Raw genomic sequence first — 15,309 nt, forward strand, 5'->3', positions numbered from 1 at the left:
GAGGTGTCTGCTGGATGGCGGTCAATTGCCTCGTCGCCCCGAATGATCCATCACGCGCCCCCAACCGGGTCCAGGGGCACCCTGGTCAGGGGGTGCAGGGGGCCTGTGTTGTTTTTTGGCCCTCTGCCCGCCGGAGGCTTGGCCGTCAGGAGATGTCTGAAGGAGGGAGTGTCCAGGCGCGGACACCGTGCCGGATGCCCCCTCACCAACCCGCTGGGACTGCAATGCCAGCGGTGCAGCTTGAGGGAGTCCTCAATGCCGGTCCCACAAACGCGTCCCCAATGCGGAGCCAACGTCGCTCTCCGGTCGACGCCCCGGGGAGTCACACCGGCCGCTGGTCGGGGACTTGGCGTTCCCGATAGGATCGCCGCATGATCCCTTCGCCTCGCCATGCGATTTGTCTGACGACCGCCGTTTTCTTCGCTGCCTCGCTCGCGGCGGCCCTTCCATCACTCGCCGCGGACGAGTCGGCCGCACCGATCCCCGTCCCCTCGACGATCACGGCCTCGGATGTCCGGCCGCATATCGAGTTCCTCGCCCATCCCGACCGGATGGGACGCCAGGGAGCAGGACTGGCCGCGGCGGCGGATTACATCGAAAACTGGTTCCGCGACCACAAACTCGCCCCGCTGTTCGAAGGGAGCTATCGGCAAGCCATTCCCGACGGCCAGACCCCGGCGGGCGCCCTGGGGACCAACCTCGGTGCCGTCATCCCCGGCAGCGACCCGGCGGTCCGCGACGAGATCATCCTGATCACGGCCCACTACGATCACCTGGGGAAGCGAAACGGCGTGATCTACCCCGGCGCCGACGACAACGCCAGCTCCGTGGCGATGCTCCTCGAATCGGCCCGGCAGATCGCCGCGATGCCGGTCAAGCCGCGTCGAACGGTGGCGTTCGTCGCCTTCGATCTCGAGGAACGTCTGCTCCACGGCTCGCGGTGGTTCGCCGCTCATCCGCCTTGGGACATCCACCGCATCCGCCTGTTCATCACGGCCGACCTCATCGGCCGGTCCCTCGGCAATCTCGAACTCCCCGCGGTCTTCGTCATGGGGAGCGAACGGTCGACAAAGGCGCGGGAGATCCTCGATCGTCTCCAGCCTCCCGCCGGCCTCGAAGTCGCCCGCCTGGGGGCCGATCTCGTCGGCACCCGCAGCGACTACGGTCCGTTCCGGGACTTCCGGATCCCGTTCCTGTTCTTCTCGACGGGAGAGCATCCGGACTACCACACGCCGCGCGACACGCCGGACCGGATCGACTATCCCAAGTGCGCGAGCATCTCCAACGTGATCCTGACGACGGCCCTGGAAGCGGCGAACGCGGACGCGGCCCCCGTCTGGATCCGCGATCCCGCGCCCGATATCGAGGAGGTGAAGGCCCTGGCCCGCGTGACGCGGCTGCTGCTCGACGCCGACGGAGCCGGCACACCCCGGCTGTCCGATCTTCAGCGGGCGTTCATCGAGCAGGTTCACGCCAAGACGTCGTTCATGGCCCGTCGCGGCACGGTGACGGCGGAGGAGCGGGTCTGGGTCGTCCGGGCGGCCCAGTGGCTCATGATCTCCGTGTTCTGAGGACGTTTTTCCTCGCTCAGCTCAGCCGGGACGGCCTTAACCGATCGGTACGTCGCCGGTAGGACTCTCTTCGCCGTGGTGTGCCGGCTCGTGCGGGCGGCGGGCGGCCTTGAGCAGTTCGATCAGCCGACGCTGCTGGTCGGGAGTCAGGTGGCCGAGTTGTTCCGAATGCATCTGGCGGACCGGCTCGAGCATTTCTTCGAGGAGTTCCAGTCCGGTGGGGGTGATCGACACCTCAACCACGCGGCGGTTTTCGCTCCGGCGTTCGCGGACGATCAGGCTCCGGGCTTCGAGCCGGTCGAGCATCCGGGTGATGTCCGGACCGCGGGAGATCAGGAGACGCCCGATCGCCAGCGTGGGGAGCTTCCCGGGGTAGGCCGATTGCAGGATCCGCAGGGCGTTATACTGCTGGGCCGAGAGGTCGTAGTCGCCGAAGACACGTTCTTCGAGGGCTTTGAGCGTGTCGTACGTCCGCCACAGGTTCAGGAAGACTTCCTGTTCGGGGGAGTCGAACGGGACGCCGGATCGGTCATGGGAGCTGTGGGCCATTCGCAAAAATTCGAGGTTTCGGTGACAAATGTCAACGTGGGAGACGAAGCCGCAGCGTCGAAAGCGGAGCGTGCCGAGTGCATTTGCTCGAACCGCGTCCTTGCCGGCGCGGCTCGATAGCTCAAACCCATCGTGCGACTGCCGCTGGGGTCAAGGGGGTCTCACCCCCTTGACCCCGGAGGCACTTCCATGAGGAACCGTGGAACACAACCGGTGTCCGCTTTGTGGGACTGGCGTTGTGGCTTCGATACTCGCTCTGGAATCCCCGTGGGTTGGTGAGGGGGCATCCGACACCTTGTCCGCGTTTGGACACGCACACCTTCAGACATCTCTCGACGAGAGGGCCTCCGGCGGGCAAGGGGGCGTTGCCCCCTTGCATCCCCCACCAGGGGTGACCCCCTGGACCCCGACTGGCCTCGCTTTTCAAATCTCAGACCGTCTTCCATCATTCGACTCTCCCATCGTTCGACCTCCCAAGGTCCCCTGATCGACGAGTCCACCATGAAACTCTCCGGACGCAACATCCTCATCACCGGCGCCTCCCGCGGCATCGGCCGCGGCTGCGCCATCGCCCTCGCGGAACAAGGGGCCAACATCGGGATCAACTACCGCTCCCAGGCCGCCGAAGCTGAAGAGACCGCCGCCATCGTCCGCAAGCACGGCGGCAAGGCCGAGCTCTACCAGGTCGACGTCTCCGACCAGCCCGCCGTCGAAAAGATGGTCGAGTCCTTCGCCAAAGACTTCGGCAGCGTCGACGGCTTCATCTCGAACGCCGTCTACAGCGACCGCGAAGTCATGATCAAGGCCGACATGGCCGGCTTCCGCAAGACGATCGACGTCTCCATGTGGGGCGCCTTCTACGGAGTGCGGGCCGCCGCGCAGAAGATGGTCGCCCAGGGGAAGGGGGGCTCGATCATCGTCGTCAGCTCGCCGCACGGAAAGATCCCCGTCCCGACCGCCATGGCCTACAACATGGCCAAGGCGGCCATCGACCACATGGCCCGCACGGCCGCGATCGAACTCGCCCAGTACCGCATCCGCGTCAACATCATCCATCCGGGCTGGATCGACACTCCCGGCGAACGGAAGTTCTTCTCCGACCAGCAGCTCGCCGAAGGGGCCGCCAACATCCCCTGGAAGCGGATGGGGACGGCGGAAGAAATGGGGCGGCTGGCGACCTTCATGATGTCGGACGACTGCGACTACATGACCGGCAGCACGGTCCTCATGGACGGCGGCATCAGCCTCCCGTGGTGGTCCAAGCGGGAAGAAGGAAAGCAGTAGGCCGCCCCCTCCCGTAAGTCGTTCCATCACGGTTCACGGGGGCCGGAAGCCTCGCTTGGAGGCGGAGTCACCGCAAAACGACGCAGCGGAAAAATACAGGCCCGCAGCGGCTTGAGACGCGCTCGGCGACGTTTACGGAACGTGAATTCCCCGCTTGTGTTCAACGCAGAGCCCGGTGAGAATGACGGAGTGGGCTCCCCAACATCGAAGGTGGTCGCATGAAGAGGCACGGGTTCACGTTGATTGAGCTGCTGGTGGTGATCGCGGTGATCGCGGTCCTCGTTGCGATCCTCCTTCCGGCGGTTCAGCAGGCCCGTGAGGCGGGACGCCGGGCGACGTGCCTCAACAACATCAAGCAGCTCGGGCTGGCAATCCACAACTACCATGAGACCTACAAGGTCCTGCCCTACGGCAGCGGCTACCGGCTCCGGTACGGGACGGCGATGAACGCGCCGAACATGGGGGGTGCGCAGCACAGCTGGGTCGAACTGATCCTGCCGTACATCGAGCAGGAAAACACCTACAAGAAGCTCGATTTCAAGCTGGCCAACGTCGACCCGGCCAACGTCCCGCATCTGGCCAACAAGCAGTTCTCCGTGCTGCGTTGCCCCTCGAATCCCTTCGCGCTGACGAACAAGCGGCGGGACAACGCCGACTTCGTCGACTCCGGGACGGGGACGCCGGGGCTGTACTATCCGGCCGTCGCGGGATCGATCGAAATCGAGCCCGGCACGCTCTCGCCGGATTGCGGCTGTCGGTCAACCGCCGTGACCGGCGCCTCAAACTGCTTCTGCAACACGGACAACCCGATGGCCAACGGGGACCGGTATCGGTCACGAGACTCGGAATGGTTCCCGATCAACAAGATCCCGGGGGCGTTTAACCGCGGCGTGACCCGCATCACTCTCGAAGACATCATCGACGGAACCAGCAACGTGCTGCTCCTGGGCGAGCGGAATGCCGAGGAGTGCTCGACCGGTGGGGCGTTCAGCTGGAATTGCCCCGTGCTGTTCACGGGGCAGAAGATCAACAGTCCCACGCGGACCAACGTTCCAACGGACACGTGGCGGAACTGCGGGGCGTCGAGCTATCACGTCGGGGGCGCGCACTTCTGCTTCGCTGACGGCTCGGTCAAGTTCCTCTCGGACTCGCTCGACCACCGGGTTTACGTCTACCTCGGCGACAAGTCGGACCAGAACATCGTCCAGGTTCCGGACTGAGCGTTTCTCGACGGCCGGATACAGCGGACCGATTCCGGAACATCGGTCCGCTTCTTCTTTGTGGACTGTGGGCTCGGATCACGCACGCCGCGGGTTCGCGGAATGGGAAAGAACATGATGGGAAGATGGGTTCTCTGCGCGGTGCTTCTCCTGGCCGGGTGCGGCGCCAAGCCCAAGGTGACCGAAGGGCTCAAGGCAGTGACAGGGAAGATCACCTACAAGGATCAGCCGGTCACGAGCGGCGTCGTGACCTTCTACACGGACCGGCGGGAGGGGATGGGCGCGACCGGCAACATCAATCCCGACGGGACGTACTCGCTCCAGACCAACGCGAATTCGCCCGGTGCGAAGCCCGGCGCATACAAGATCCGCATTGAATCGTGGTCCGTCCCTCCGAAGGTCACCGACGATGCCGTCGTCCCCGGAAAATCGGCCATCCCGGAGAAGTACGGCAACGTCGAGCAGTCCGGCCTGACGGCGACCGTCAAAGAGGACGCCAGCCAGACGATCGACTTCAAGCTGGTGGATTGACCGGGGTGGACGGTCCAGGCTGAGCCGGTGGGCGTAAGCTTAACGGGCCCGCTCAAAGCAGGATGTCGGCCCGCGGCTGCAGCCCCGCATCGTTCTCCAGATCGGCGGCAATGTCCGCAAGCCGCCGCCCCGTCACCGGGTGCCGCGTGTCGGGAGCGATCTCGGCCAGCGGGATCGCCACGAACGCTCGCGTCGCGATGTCTGGGTCGGGGATCGTCAGGCCCGCCTCGCGAGAGACCCAGTCGTCATAAAGGCCGATGTCGAGATCGATCGTCCGCGGGGCGTTCCGGTTGTCGGGATCGCGAACGCGACCGAGGGTCGCCTCGATCTCCCGCAGCCGCTCTTTCAGTTCAGCCGGCGTCAGCGCCGTCTGCAGGTGAATGGCCCCGTTGCAGAAGTTGGCCTGGTCCGCGAACCCGACGGGAGGGGACTCCCAGACGCGCGACGCCCGGACCACGCGGCCCAGCCGCTCCAGAAGCCTCCGCGCCGCGGGAAGACACTCCGCGGGACGGATGTTCGACCCCAGCAGCAGAAGAGCGTCATGCAGCGCGCCGGGGGGGGGCGGGGGGGAGCTACTCGCCATCGCGGCTCCGCTCGATCGTCACGCCGACCGAGCGGGCGAACCGCAGCGCCCCCGGCTTGCGGACCGTGACCCCCACCTGCTCGATCCGCGGGTCGAAGGCCAGGCACAGCCCGGCGACCCGCTCGGCGAGATGCTCGACCAGCTTGAACCGGTTCTCCTCGACCTCGTGGATGATCGCCTTGGTCAGCGTCCGGTAGTTGACCGTGTCGTCGATGTCGTCGGAGATCCCGGCCGGACGGCAGTCGACGTTGAGACGGATCTGGAGCGTCACGTCCTGTCGGCTCAGCTGCTCTTCGGGGTTGATGCCGACGAACGTCCGGAGCAGGAGATCTTCGATGTCGATGGAGTCGCTCATAGTCCCAGTTTCCCGCGAGATTGCCCGCCGTCAAACGTCGCGGGGAACGACGAGCTGTTGCCCGCCCGTGACGTGAAGAACCTCGCCGTTGACGAAGTCGTTCGTCAGGAGGAATTCGACCGCATCCGCAATGTTGTGCGGACCGCCGACTCTTTGGACCGGAATTCGGCCGGCCAGGGCTTCGAATTCCTCCCGACCGAATCCGGGAGGGGGAAGGATCGCCCCCGGCGCCACGCCGTTGACCCGGATCCGGGCCCCCAGTTCCTGGGCCAGAAGCTGCGTCATGGCGGCGAGGCCCGCCTTGGCGACCGTGTAGCCGGCCTGTCCCGGAACGGGATGCGTCCCCCGCCAGTCGATGATGTTCACGATATCGCCCGCCGTTCCGGCGGGAAGCTGTCGGGCCAGGGCTTGGCTGAGAAAGAACGGGCTCTTGAGATTGATCGCCTGGTGCCGGTCCCAGGAGGCCTCGGTCGTCTCTTCGAGCGTGGCGTTCTCGAAGATGGCGGCCGAGTTGATGAGGATGTCAGCCGTCCCGAACTTCGCCCGGACCGCGGCGAAGATTGTTTCCGCCGCCCGGACGGGGTCAGCCAGATCGGCCGAGACGAATTCGATGTGCCGTCCCTGCTGGCGAAGTCGTTCGCAGACCGCGGCGGCCTCGTCGACAGACCGGCCGCAGTGGAGGAGGATCCGGGCACCGCGTTCCGCGAGGCGTTCGACGATTGCCCGTCCGATGCGGACTGCGCCTCCGGTCACGATGGCGGTCCGTCCTTCGATCGTCATGAGCCTCCCCTTCACTCGGCGATGCATTCTATGGCGATGATAGAGGGTTGGTGGCTCCAGATTCAGGCACTTGCAGAAATCGGAGGCCTGCGCCGATGAGTGCCCCATCTCACCGGGTCCAGGGGCACCCTGGTCAGGGGGTGCAGGGGGCAGAATGCCCCTTGCCCGCCGGAGGCCTGGCCGTCGAGAGATGTCTGAAGGAGCGCGTCTCCAGACGCGGACACCGTGCCGTATGCCCCTCACCTAAGACGCGGGGATTGCAAAGCGAGCGTGGAGTCCTCAACGCCGGTTCCACAAAGGGGACACCCGTTGCTTACCACGGTTCCTCAGAGAAGCGCCTCCGGCGGCAAGGGGTGACCCCCTTGACCCCGGCCGCCGTCGCACGTTGGGTTTGAGCTATGGATGCTGTGCCGGCGAGGACGCGGCTTAAGCGATTACGAACGCGTCAGAGCAGGCACCGACGAGCGGCCATCAAAAGCAACATCACCCGCCGCATGAGACTCTGCAGCCCTCGGCGGGACATCCTCCGCCAGGCTGTACCGGGAATTCCAGCGATCCAGCACCGTCAGCAGCGACGGCAGGAAGATCAACGACACCAGCATCGAGCAGGTCACACCGATCGTCAGCGTCAGACCGAGACTCACAATCCCCCGGTGAGCCGAAATGATCATGCAGCCAAACCCGACCACCGTCGTCGTCGAGATCATGATGATCGAGTTGATCGTACACGTCGACATCCGGTACCGGCCCGCCTTCCCAGTCCCGATCGTCTGCTCGCGATAGTCGTGGACAACGTAAATCCCGGCATCGACCCCCATCCCCAGGAGCAACGGAAGGACGATCATGTTCGCCGGGTTCAGGTTCATCCCCGTGAGCCCCATGATCCCGAAGGTCATGAAGCCCCCCGCCACCGGCGGAAGCAGAGCACAGAACGTCTTGAAAACGCTCGACCCGTCGAACACCGCCCCGACAAAGAACGCGACCGTCGCATAGATCGCCGCCAGGACCTTCGGCTCGAGCGGAGTCCCCCGCGACGCCCCGGTCCACGCCGCGAACGTGACGACGGCCACGGGCGTCAGCAGTGCGATGATGAGCGTCCCTCGCGGGAGGAAGTCGACAAGCAGGACGAGGACGATCATCGCCGTCGCAAAGACCGCCGCGTCGTAATAGCTGTCACGGATCTGCCGGGCCGCCTCGTAGTTCTGCAGCGGCGTCCCCGTGATCTCCGGATCGACGGAGCGGACCTCGCGAACGAACTCGCTCAGCGGCTCCTCGTCCCACACCTGGTGGGCCGGATAGACCTGGAGAGCCCACTCGCCGTGCCGGCTGACGAACCGGGACCGGAGCGATTCCGGAAGGTCCTGGATCGAGGCCGGCTGCGGATCGGCCACATCGAGCAGCATCCGGAACTGCGTGTGCAGAGCCATTCGCATGGCGTACTGATAACCGATCAGAAGCCGCCCCAGATGCTCCGGCGGCGCACTCTTCAGACCTTCGAGCAGCCCCCGCAGCATCGCGCCGGCACTGAGAGCCTCATTCCGCGAGACGGCCGACAGGGCGCCCGACAAATGCCCCAGTCCCATCATCATCGGCATCGGGTTCATCGAGCCGGGGGGAAGTTCGGCGGGGATCCGCTGGAGACGCGAGTGGAACTCCGAAACGAGCGGCACGACCCGCGACGCTGGAGACTCGGGGAGGGCGGAAGCGAGTTCCACAACCCGGCCCACCGACGGCAGAGCTTCGAACGCGGCCTTCCGCCGACGGGCTTCCTGCGGCGTGTCGGCGATCGAGACGCCATACAGCAGCGAGCCGTTCGATTGTTCAAACACGCGGTGCTGCAGGACGACCGACGGTGCGTCGGCGACCTGCATGTTGAGCAGGTTCGAGTCATAGACAACCCGCGAACCGAGCCGACCGTCCTGGATCTGGAATCCGAGGCACCCGCCGCCGATGACGATCGCCGCGGCGGTCAGCCCCATCAGCCAGGGAGCGGTCGCCACCCATCTCTGGAGCCGGACGCCGCTGAACGGACGCGGAAGGCGGCCCGGCTCGACATTGCGGTCGGCCAGGACGACGAGAGCGGGGAGCGACAGGAACGCCGCGACGACGCAGAGCAGGACCCCGCCGCCGGCGATGATCCCCAGTTCCTTGATCCCCTGGAAGCTCGTGAGAGCCGCGCAGAAGAAGGACATCGCCGTCGCGACGGCGCACGTGAGGATCCCCGAGCCGACCGACCCGGCGGTCCGGGCGAGGGCCGGCACGAGGTCGAGTCCTTCGTGGCGCAGCTCGAGGTAGTGTTCGAGGTAGTGGATCGCGTAATCGACCCCCAGGCCGATCAGGATCGACGCGAAGGTCATCGAGAGGATGTTGAGGTGGCCGACGACGACCGTCGCGAACCACAGCGACCAGCAGACCCCGACCCCCAGCATGACCATCGAGATCATGGGGTGCCGCAGGCCGCCGAACCCGAGGAGCATGATCGCCAGGACGATGACGCTCGAAAGGATCGAGGCCAGCGTCATGTCGTCCTGGGAGCGGGCCATCTCGTCCGCCTCCAGGATCGGGATTCCCGTCAGGCCGACCGAGATCGATTCGTCGCGGCCATTGAACTCACGGATGATTTCCCGCAGCCGGGCGATCGACGCCGAGCCGCCGGCGAAGTCCTGGTCGCGGATCATCGGCGAGACGAGGAGGAACCCCATCGTTCCCGAGTCGCTCAGCTGGTACTGCGGCTTCTGGAGGTCTGAGAGCCCCTGTCCGGCCGAGGCGGGGATGATCTCCGGCCAGGGGGACTGGAAGTCGGTCGGGCTGGCGGAGAATCCCTGCAGGCTGTCGACGAGCTGCCGCGCCCGGATCAGGGCGTCGTCGAGGCGGGCTTCATTCTTCTGCCCGAGCGCCGATTCGATCTGCCGCGAAAGGCTCTCGGCATAGGCTCCGAGTTCCACGCGTTCCCAGTGCCCTTCCAGGATCGGCTCGAAGACATCGAGCTGCCGGAGGCCGAATTCCAGGATCGCCGGGGGGAGGTACTGCAGGCCTTTGGCCCGGAGCCTGGCCGGGTCGGTCCGCCACTGGACACGTGTAAACAGGTCGGGTTCCGCCTCGAGGGCGGCTCCCAGCGTGTCGAGGGTGGAAAGGATCTTCGCGCGGCTGTCGGCTTCGACGACGACGAGGATGTCCGGCGTTTCGCCGAACCGCTCGGTGTAGCGGAGCCAGCGCTGGTGGAAGTCGGCCGAGGGGTCAATGAGGTCCGCGCGGTCCGTCTTGAACTTGAGGACGGCGGCGGTCCAGCCGAGTGAGACGACGCAGCTGATCGTCAGCAGCAGGATTGTGAGCTTGGGGAAGCGAGCAATCGCGAAGGTCAGAGCGGATAGGAACCGCCCCAGCAGGCCGAATTCGGGCTTCCGGGACGCTTCGCCCTCCATGGTCTCCCTTTGTCCTCAATACCGTTGTGGAAAACATCGCCGGGAGCCAGCCACCCGGAGGATGCCACACAGGACCACCCGCCTCATTGCGGGGGGAACGCGTTCCAACCTGATCAATGGGTCCAAGTTAAACACGAAGGGCAATTCGAGGCAAGAGCGGGTCACCTTACAAGGCGGTTACCCTGGGCTGGCGGCGGGAGTTCGTCGCGAAGAACCCGGTCCCCGGCTCCCTCGAATACCGTCCTTGCCGGCTCAGCGTTGTTTGCTCAAACCCAATGTGCCACGGCAGTCTGGGGTCAAGGGGGCCACGCCCCCTTGCCGCCGGAGGCGCTTCCATGAGGAACCGTGGGAACAACGGACGCCCCCTTTGTGGGACCGGCGTTGAGGACTCACCGCTCGCCCTGAAATCACCGCCGGTTGGTGAGGGGGCATCCGACAGGGTGTCCGCGTTTGGACACGGCGCGCTTCAGACATCTCTCGACGGCCAGGCCTCCGGCGGGCAAAGAGGCGTTGCCCCTCTGCACTCCCCACCAGGGGGACCCTGGACCCGGTTCTATGGCAACCGCTTCCGGGCCTCGGAGGTTCTCCGGCCCCTTAAACACAACCGGCCGTCAGCAATGGCTGACGGCCGGTTGGCGAATTTCTTCCTGTCTCCCCAACTCACTCCGGAGCGAGATCCTTCAGCGACGGAACATCGCCCCGCGGCTCGAGGCGATCGATCTCGCCCAGCAGCTCGCGGCGAGCCGCCAGAACGCGCTCCTTCTCCGCCTTGGCTTCCATCTGAGCCTCCGGACGGATCCGGACTTCGGCGCTCTGGTGCGTCTTGAACCCGGTCCCGGCCGGGATCAGGTGACCCAGGATGACGTTCTCCTTGAGGCCGACCAGCTCGTCCGACTTCCCAGCCAGGGCCGCTTCCGTGAGGACCTTCGTCGTTTCCTGGAAGCTCGCGGCCGAGATAAAGCTTTCGCTCTGAACGGCCGCCTTGGTGATCCCCAGGAGCTGCGTCGACCCCTTGGCCGGACGCGGCTTGGCAGTCTTGGCCGGCTTGCCGCCGTCCGCTTCGATCGCCGCGTTCGTCTCCTCGATGACGGCGATCGGGACCACTTCGCCCGGCTGGAACTCGGTGTCGCCCGGATCGGTCACCTTGACCGCCTCCTGGATCTTCCGGTTGATGCGGCGGAACTCGAACTTATCGACCACGACACCCGGGAGGGAGTCGGTGTCGCCCACGTCGTCGATGCGGACCTTGCGGAGCATCTGGCTGACGACGAGCTCGATGTGCTTGTCGTCGATTTCCACGCGCTGCGCCCGGTACACGTTCTGGATCTCATGCAGCAGGTACTGCTGGACCGCCTCTTCACCGGAGACCCGCAGGATGTCGTGCGGGACGAGCGGGCCGCGGACGAGGGCATCCCCCGCCTTCACCCGGTCGCCGGTGTGCACCATCATCTGCTTACCGTGCGGAACGATGTGCTCCACGTCGTGGTTGTTCGTTCCATGCACGACGATGACGCGCTTGCCGCGTTTCTTCTCCTGCATGATCTCGACTTCGCCGTCGATCTCCGCCACGACCGCCGGCTCCTTCGGCTTGCGGGCCTCGAAGAGCTCGGTGACGCGGGGCAGACCCCCGGTGATGTCCTGCGTACCCGTCGCTTCGCGGGGGTTCTTGGCCAGAGCCGCACCGGCCGCGATCTGCTGGCCGTCGGTCACTTCCAGGATCGCCCGCTCGGGGATGTGGTAGAAGTCGAGGATCTTCCCCGTCGCGTCTTCCACGATGATCTGCGGATGCAGGTCACCCTTGTGCTCGATGACAACGCGGCGGGCGTTCCCGGTGGCGTCGGTCTCGGTCTTGATCGTCCGGCCTTCGATCAGGTCTTCCAGGCGGATCTTTCCGCCGACTTCGGCGAGAATCGGAACCGAGTGCGGATCCCACTCGCACAGGACCTGGCCGACCTTGACCTCGTCGTCTTCCTTCACGCGGAGGACGGCACCGGCCGGAATCGTGTACTTCTCGAGCTCGCGGTCCTTGGAGTCGATGATCACGATTTCGCCGTTTCGGGCGAGAACGACCGACTGACCTTCCGTGTTCACGACGCTCCGGATCCGGGCGAACTTGGCACGACCGGCCTTCTTGGCCTTGAGGTCCTTGTCTTCCAGTTCCTTCTGGGCGGTTCCCCCGAAGTGGAAGGTTCGCATCGTCAGCTGCGTACCAGGCTCACCGATCGACTGGGCGGCGATGATCCCCGCCGCGAGCCCTTCTTCGACCATCGCACCGGTCGACAGGTCCATCCCGTAGCAGAGCCGGCAGATGCCGAGCTCGGCCTCGCAGGTCATCGGGCTGCGGACCTGGATCCGCTCGATCCCCATCGCCTCGATCTTCCGGGCGATGTCCCAGGTGATCAGCTCCCCTTCGCGGACGATCACTTCGTCCGTGATCGGGTTGACGATGTTGGTCCGGCTGACGCGGCCGCGGATGGCCTGGGCCAGGCTGACTTCGACCTTTTCACCGCGATACAGCACCCCGCGGGTCACACCCTTGGTCGTGCCGCAATCGTGCGTCGTGACGACCATGTTCTGGCAGATGTCCGCCAGCTTACGGGTCAGGTAACCCGAGTCCGCCGTCTTGAGGGCGGTATCGGCGAGACCCTTACGGGCACCGTGCGTCGAGCTGAAGTACTCGAGAACGGTCAGACCTTCCTTGAAGTTCGACTTGATCGGCGTCTCGATGATCTCGCCGCTCGGCTTGGCCATCAGTCCTCGCATGCCGGCGAGCTGACGGATCTGTTCCATACCACCGCGGGCACCCGACTCCGCCATCAGGTAGATCGGGTTGACGTAAGCGCCCCCTTCGCGAAGGTCCCCTTCCAGGGCGGTCTTCATCGAGTTCGTGATCGACTCACGAGCGTGGGTCCAGATTTCGATGACCGCGTTGTAGCGTTCTTCCCCGGTGATAATCCCGCGGTCGAACTGCTTCTGCTTCTTGAGCACTTCCCCTTCGGCGGCCAGGATCAGCTTCGCCTTGTCCGGGGCGGTCACGAGGTCGCTGACGCCGAACGAGAGCCCCGACCGGGTCGACTCTTCGAAGCCGAGCCGCTTCATCCGGTCGAGAAGTTCGATCGTCGCCCGCCGTCCGAGCTCCAGGTAGGTGTCGGAGATGACGTTCTGGAGGTCCTTGCTCTTCAGCGTGATGTTGTAGTACGACATCGAGGGCTTCAGGATGTCGTTGAACAGCACGCGGCCGACGGTCGTCGTGACGACGGTGCCGGGCTTGTAGGTCTGAGCCCCTTCGCCCTTGACCCGCTTGTCCTTCGGCAGACGCAGCTTGATGACCGCATGCCGCGACACCCGGCCGAGCTGGTAAGCCATGATGGCTTCCTTGGGCGACCCGAAGGTCATCCCTTCGCCCGGCTGGCCCTCGCGCTTGACGGTGCAGTAGTAGCAACCCATCACGATGTCCTGCGACGGCGAAATGATCGGGCTGCCGTTCGCCGGGCTGAAGACGTTGTTCGTCGACATCATCAGCGTGGTCGCTTCGACCTGCGCCTCGATCGACAGCGGCAGGTGAACTGCCATCTGGTCGCCGTCGAAGTCGGCGTTGAAGCCGCGGCAGACGAGCGGGTGCAGCTTGATCGCGTTCCCTTCGACCAGGATCGGCTCGAAGGCCTGGATCCCGATCCGGTGCAGCGTCGGGGCCCGGTTCAGGAGCACCGGATGGTTCTTGATGACTTCGTCCAGAATGTCCCAGACCTCGTCGTCCTTCCGCTCGAGCATCCGCTTGGCGGACTTGATCGTGTCGGCGTGGCCGAGCTCCTTGAGCCGGCGGATCACGAACGGCTGGAACAGTTCGAGGGCGATCTTCTTCGGCAGACCGCACTGGTGCAGGAACAGCTCGGGACCGACGACGATGACCGACCGGGCAGAGTAGTCGACACGCTTACCGAGGAGGTTTTCGCGGAACCGCCCCTGCTTCCCCTTGATCATGTCGGTCAGCGACTTGAGGGGCCGGTTCGACGAACCGAGCACCGGCCGCTTGCAGCGGTTGTTGTCGAACAGGGCGTCGACCGACTGCTGCAGCATCCGCTTTTCGTTGCGGACGATGACCTCGGGAGCGTTGAGGTCGACCAGCTTCTTGAGCCGGTTGTTCCGGTTGATGATCCGGCGGTAAAGGTCGTTCAGGTCGCTCGTGGCGAAGTTGCCCGACTCGAGCAGAACGAGCGGCCGCAGGTCCGGCGGAATGACCGGAACGCAGTTGAGCACCATCCACTCGGGACGGTTCTCGCTGTCGCGGATCGCCTCGATGATCTTGAGCCGCTTGATCAGGTCCTTCTGCTTCTGGACGCTGCCGGTCGCCTTCAGCTCGGCCCGGAGCTTCTTCGACTCGTCGTTGAGCTGAATCGTCGTCAGGAGCTTGAAGACCGCCTCGGCACCCATTTCGGCCGTGAACGCGGTCTCGCCGTACTTCTCCTTCGCCTGACGGTATTCCTCTTCCGTCAGCATCTGCGTCTTGCGGAGCGGGGTGTCCCCCGGGTCCGTGACGACGTAGTCCTGGAAGTAGATCACCTTCTCGAGGCTGGTCGTCTTCATGTTGAGCAGCGCGCCGAGACGGCTGGGCATGCTCTTGAAGAACCAGATGTGAACGACCGGAGCCGCCAGTTCGATGTGCCCCATCCGCTTGCGGCGGACGCGGGAGTGGGTGACCTTGACGCCGCAGCGGTCGCAGATCATCCCCTTGTACTTCATGCCGCGGTACTTGCCGCAGGCGCACTCCCAGTCCTTCTCAGGCCCGAAGATCCGCTCGCAGAACAGACCGTCGCGCTCGGGGCGGTAGGTCCGGTAGTTGATCGTTTCCGGCTTCTTGACTTCGCCGAAGGACCAGCTGCGGATGTCATGCGGGCTGGCGAGGGTGATCTTCACCGCGCCGTAGTCGTTGACCCGATCGTAAACGCCTTCACCAGTGCTCATGCGAACCTCCTTTGGAGGAGTTTTCAGTGGTCGGTATTAGTCGTCAGTCAGG

The 15,309-nt window shown here is 65.1% G+C and carries 10 protein-coding genes; 4 read left to right on the forward strand and 6 right to left on the reverse strand.

Translation table 11 applies throughout. The features are described from left to right. Positions 1-371 precede the first annotated feature (371 nt). A complete protein-coding gene (locus tag VT03_RS08250; RefSeq protein WP_075092548.1) occupies positions 372-1,571 on the forward strand; it encodes a M28 family metallopeptidase in 1,200 nt (399 codons plus the stop codon). 36 nt (positions 1,572-1,607) lie between these two features. Here VT03_RS08250 and VT03_RS08255 read toward each other — a convergent pair whose 3' ends face one another. Beyond that, positions 1,608-2,120, reverse strand: coding sequence for a MarR family winged helix-turn-helix transcriptional regulator (locus tag VT03_RS08255; protein ID WP_075092549.1), 513 nt, complete (start codon positions 2,118-2,120; stop codon positions 1,608-1,610). Between the two features lie 501 nt (positions 2,121-2,621). Here VT03_RS08255 and VT03_RS08260 point away from each other — a divergent pair. The 3 genes from VT03_RS08260 to VT03_RS08270 all read left to right on the forward strand — a co-directional run bounded on the left by VT03_RS08260 (position 2,622) and on the right by VT03_RS08270 (position 5,155). Continuing rightward, complete coding sequence (locus VT03_RS08260; protein WP_075092550.1) at positions 2,622-3,404, forward strand: SDR family NAD(P)-dependent oxidoreductase; 783 nt, start codon at positions 2,622-2,624, stop codon at positions 3,402-3,404. 218 nt (positions 3,405-3,622) lie between these two features. Beyond that, positions 3,623-4,624 carry a DUF1559 domain-containing protein gene (locus VT03_RS08265; RefSeq protein ID WP_075092551.1) on the forward strand — a complete coding sequence of 334 codons (1,002 nt, stop codon included), beginning with the start codon at positions 3,623-3,625 and terminating at the stop codon, positions 4,622-4,624. Between the two features lie 114 nt (positions 4,625-4,738). Then, complete coding sequence (locus VT03_RS08270; RefSeq protein WP_156514357.1) at positions 4,739-5,155, forward strand: hypothetical protein; 417 nt, start codon at positions 4,739-4,741, stop codon at positions 5,153-5,155. 52 nt (positions 5,156-5,207) lie between these two features. On the opposite strand, the gene folK is transcribed toward VT03_RS08270, so the two are convergent. The 5 genes from folK to rpoC all read right to left on the reverse strand — a co-directional run bounded on the left by folK (position 5,208) and on the right by rpoC (position 15,257). Beyond that, positions 5,208-5,738, reverse strand: a complete 531-nt coding sequence (folK, locus tag VT03_RS08275; protein WP_075092553.1) for a 2-amino-4-hydroxy-6-hydroxymethyldihydropteridine diphosphokinase — start codon at positions 5,736-5,738, stop codon at positions 5,208-5,210. Further along, on the reverse strand, positions 5,728-6,093 hold the full coding sequence (gene folB / locus VT03_RS08280; RefSeq protein ID WP_075092554.1) for a dihydroneopterin aldolase: 366 nt from the start codon (positions 6,091-6,093) through the stop codon (positions 5,728-5,730). Before folB ends, folK begins: the two co-directional genes overlap by 11 nt. A gap of 30 nt (positions 6,094-6,123) precedes the next feature. Beyond that, on the reverse strand, positions 6,124-6,873 hold the full coding sequence (locus VT03_RS08285) for an SDR family NAD(P)-dependent oxidoreductase (RefSeq protein ID WP_075092555.1): 750 nt from the start codon (positions 6,871-6,873) through the stop codon (positions 6,124-6,126). A gap of 434 nt (positions 6,874-7,307) precedes the next feature. Beyond that, positions 7,308-10,295, reverse strand: a complete 2,988-nt coding sequence (locus tag VT03_RS08290) for an MMPL family transporter (protein WP_075092556.1) — start codon at positions 10,293-10,295, stop codon at positions 7,308-7,310. Positions 10,296-10,955: 660 nt separating this feature from the next. Continuing rightward, positions 10,956-15,257 (reverse strand): DNA-directed RNA polymerase subunit beta', encoded by a 4,302-nt coding sequence (rpoC, locus tag VT03_RS08295; RefSeq protein ID WP_075092557.1) that lies wholly within the window; start codon positions 15,255-15,257, stop codon positions 10,956-10,958. Between the last annotated feature and the right edge of the window lie 52 nt (positions 15,258-15,309).

The sequence above is a fragment of the Planctomyces sp. SH-PL14 genome (genome assembly GCF_001610835.1).
Classification (GTDB): domain Bacteria; phylum Planctomycetota; class Planctomycetia; order Planctomycetales; family Planctomycetaceae; genus Planctomyces_A.

Bases quoted from the DNA above. Each gene is read 5' to 3' on its own strand.
- VT03_RS08250 (WP_075092548.1), top strand. From the start codon at position 372: ATGATCCCTTCGCCTCGCCATGCGATTTGTCTGACGACCGCCGTTTTC.
- VT03_RS08255 (WP_075092549.1), bottom strand. From the start codon at position 2,120: ATGGCCCACAGCTCCCATGACCGATCCGGCGTCCCGTTCGACTCCCCC.
- VT03_RS08260 (WP_075092550.1), top strand. From the start codon at position 2,622: ATGAAACTCTCCGGACGCAACATCCTCATCACCGGCGCCTCCCGCGGC.
- VT03_RS08265 (WP_075092551.1), top strand. From the start codon at position 3,623: ATGAAGAGGCACGGGTTCACGTTGATTGAGCTGCTGGTGGTGATCGCG.
- VT03_RS08270 (WP_156514357.1), top strand. From the start codon at position 4,739: ATGATGGGAAGATGGGTTCTCTGCGCGGTGCTTCTCCTGGCCGGGTGC.
- folK (WP_075092553.1), bottom strand. From the start codon at position 5,738: ATGGCGAGTAGCTCCCCCCCGCCCCCCCCCGGCGCGCTGCATGACGCT.
- folB (WP_075092554.1), bottom strand. From the start codon at position 6,093: ATGAGCGACTCCATCGACATCGAAGATCTCCTGCTCCGGACGTTCGTC.
- VT03_RS08285 (WP_075092555.1), bottom strand. From the start codon at position 6,873: ATGACGATCGAAGGACGGACCGCCATCGTGACCGGAGGCGCAGTCCGC.
- VT03_RS08290 (WP_075092556.1), bottom strand. From the start codon at position 10,295: ATGGAGGGCGAAGCGTCCCGGAAGCCCGAATTCGGCCTGCTGGGGCGG.
- rpoC (WP_075092557.1), bottom strand. From the start codon at position 15,257: ATGAGCACTGGTGAAGGCGTTTACGATCGGGTCAACGACTACGGCGCG.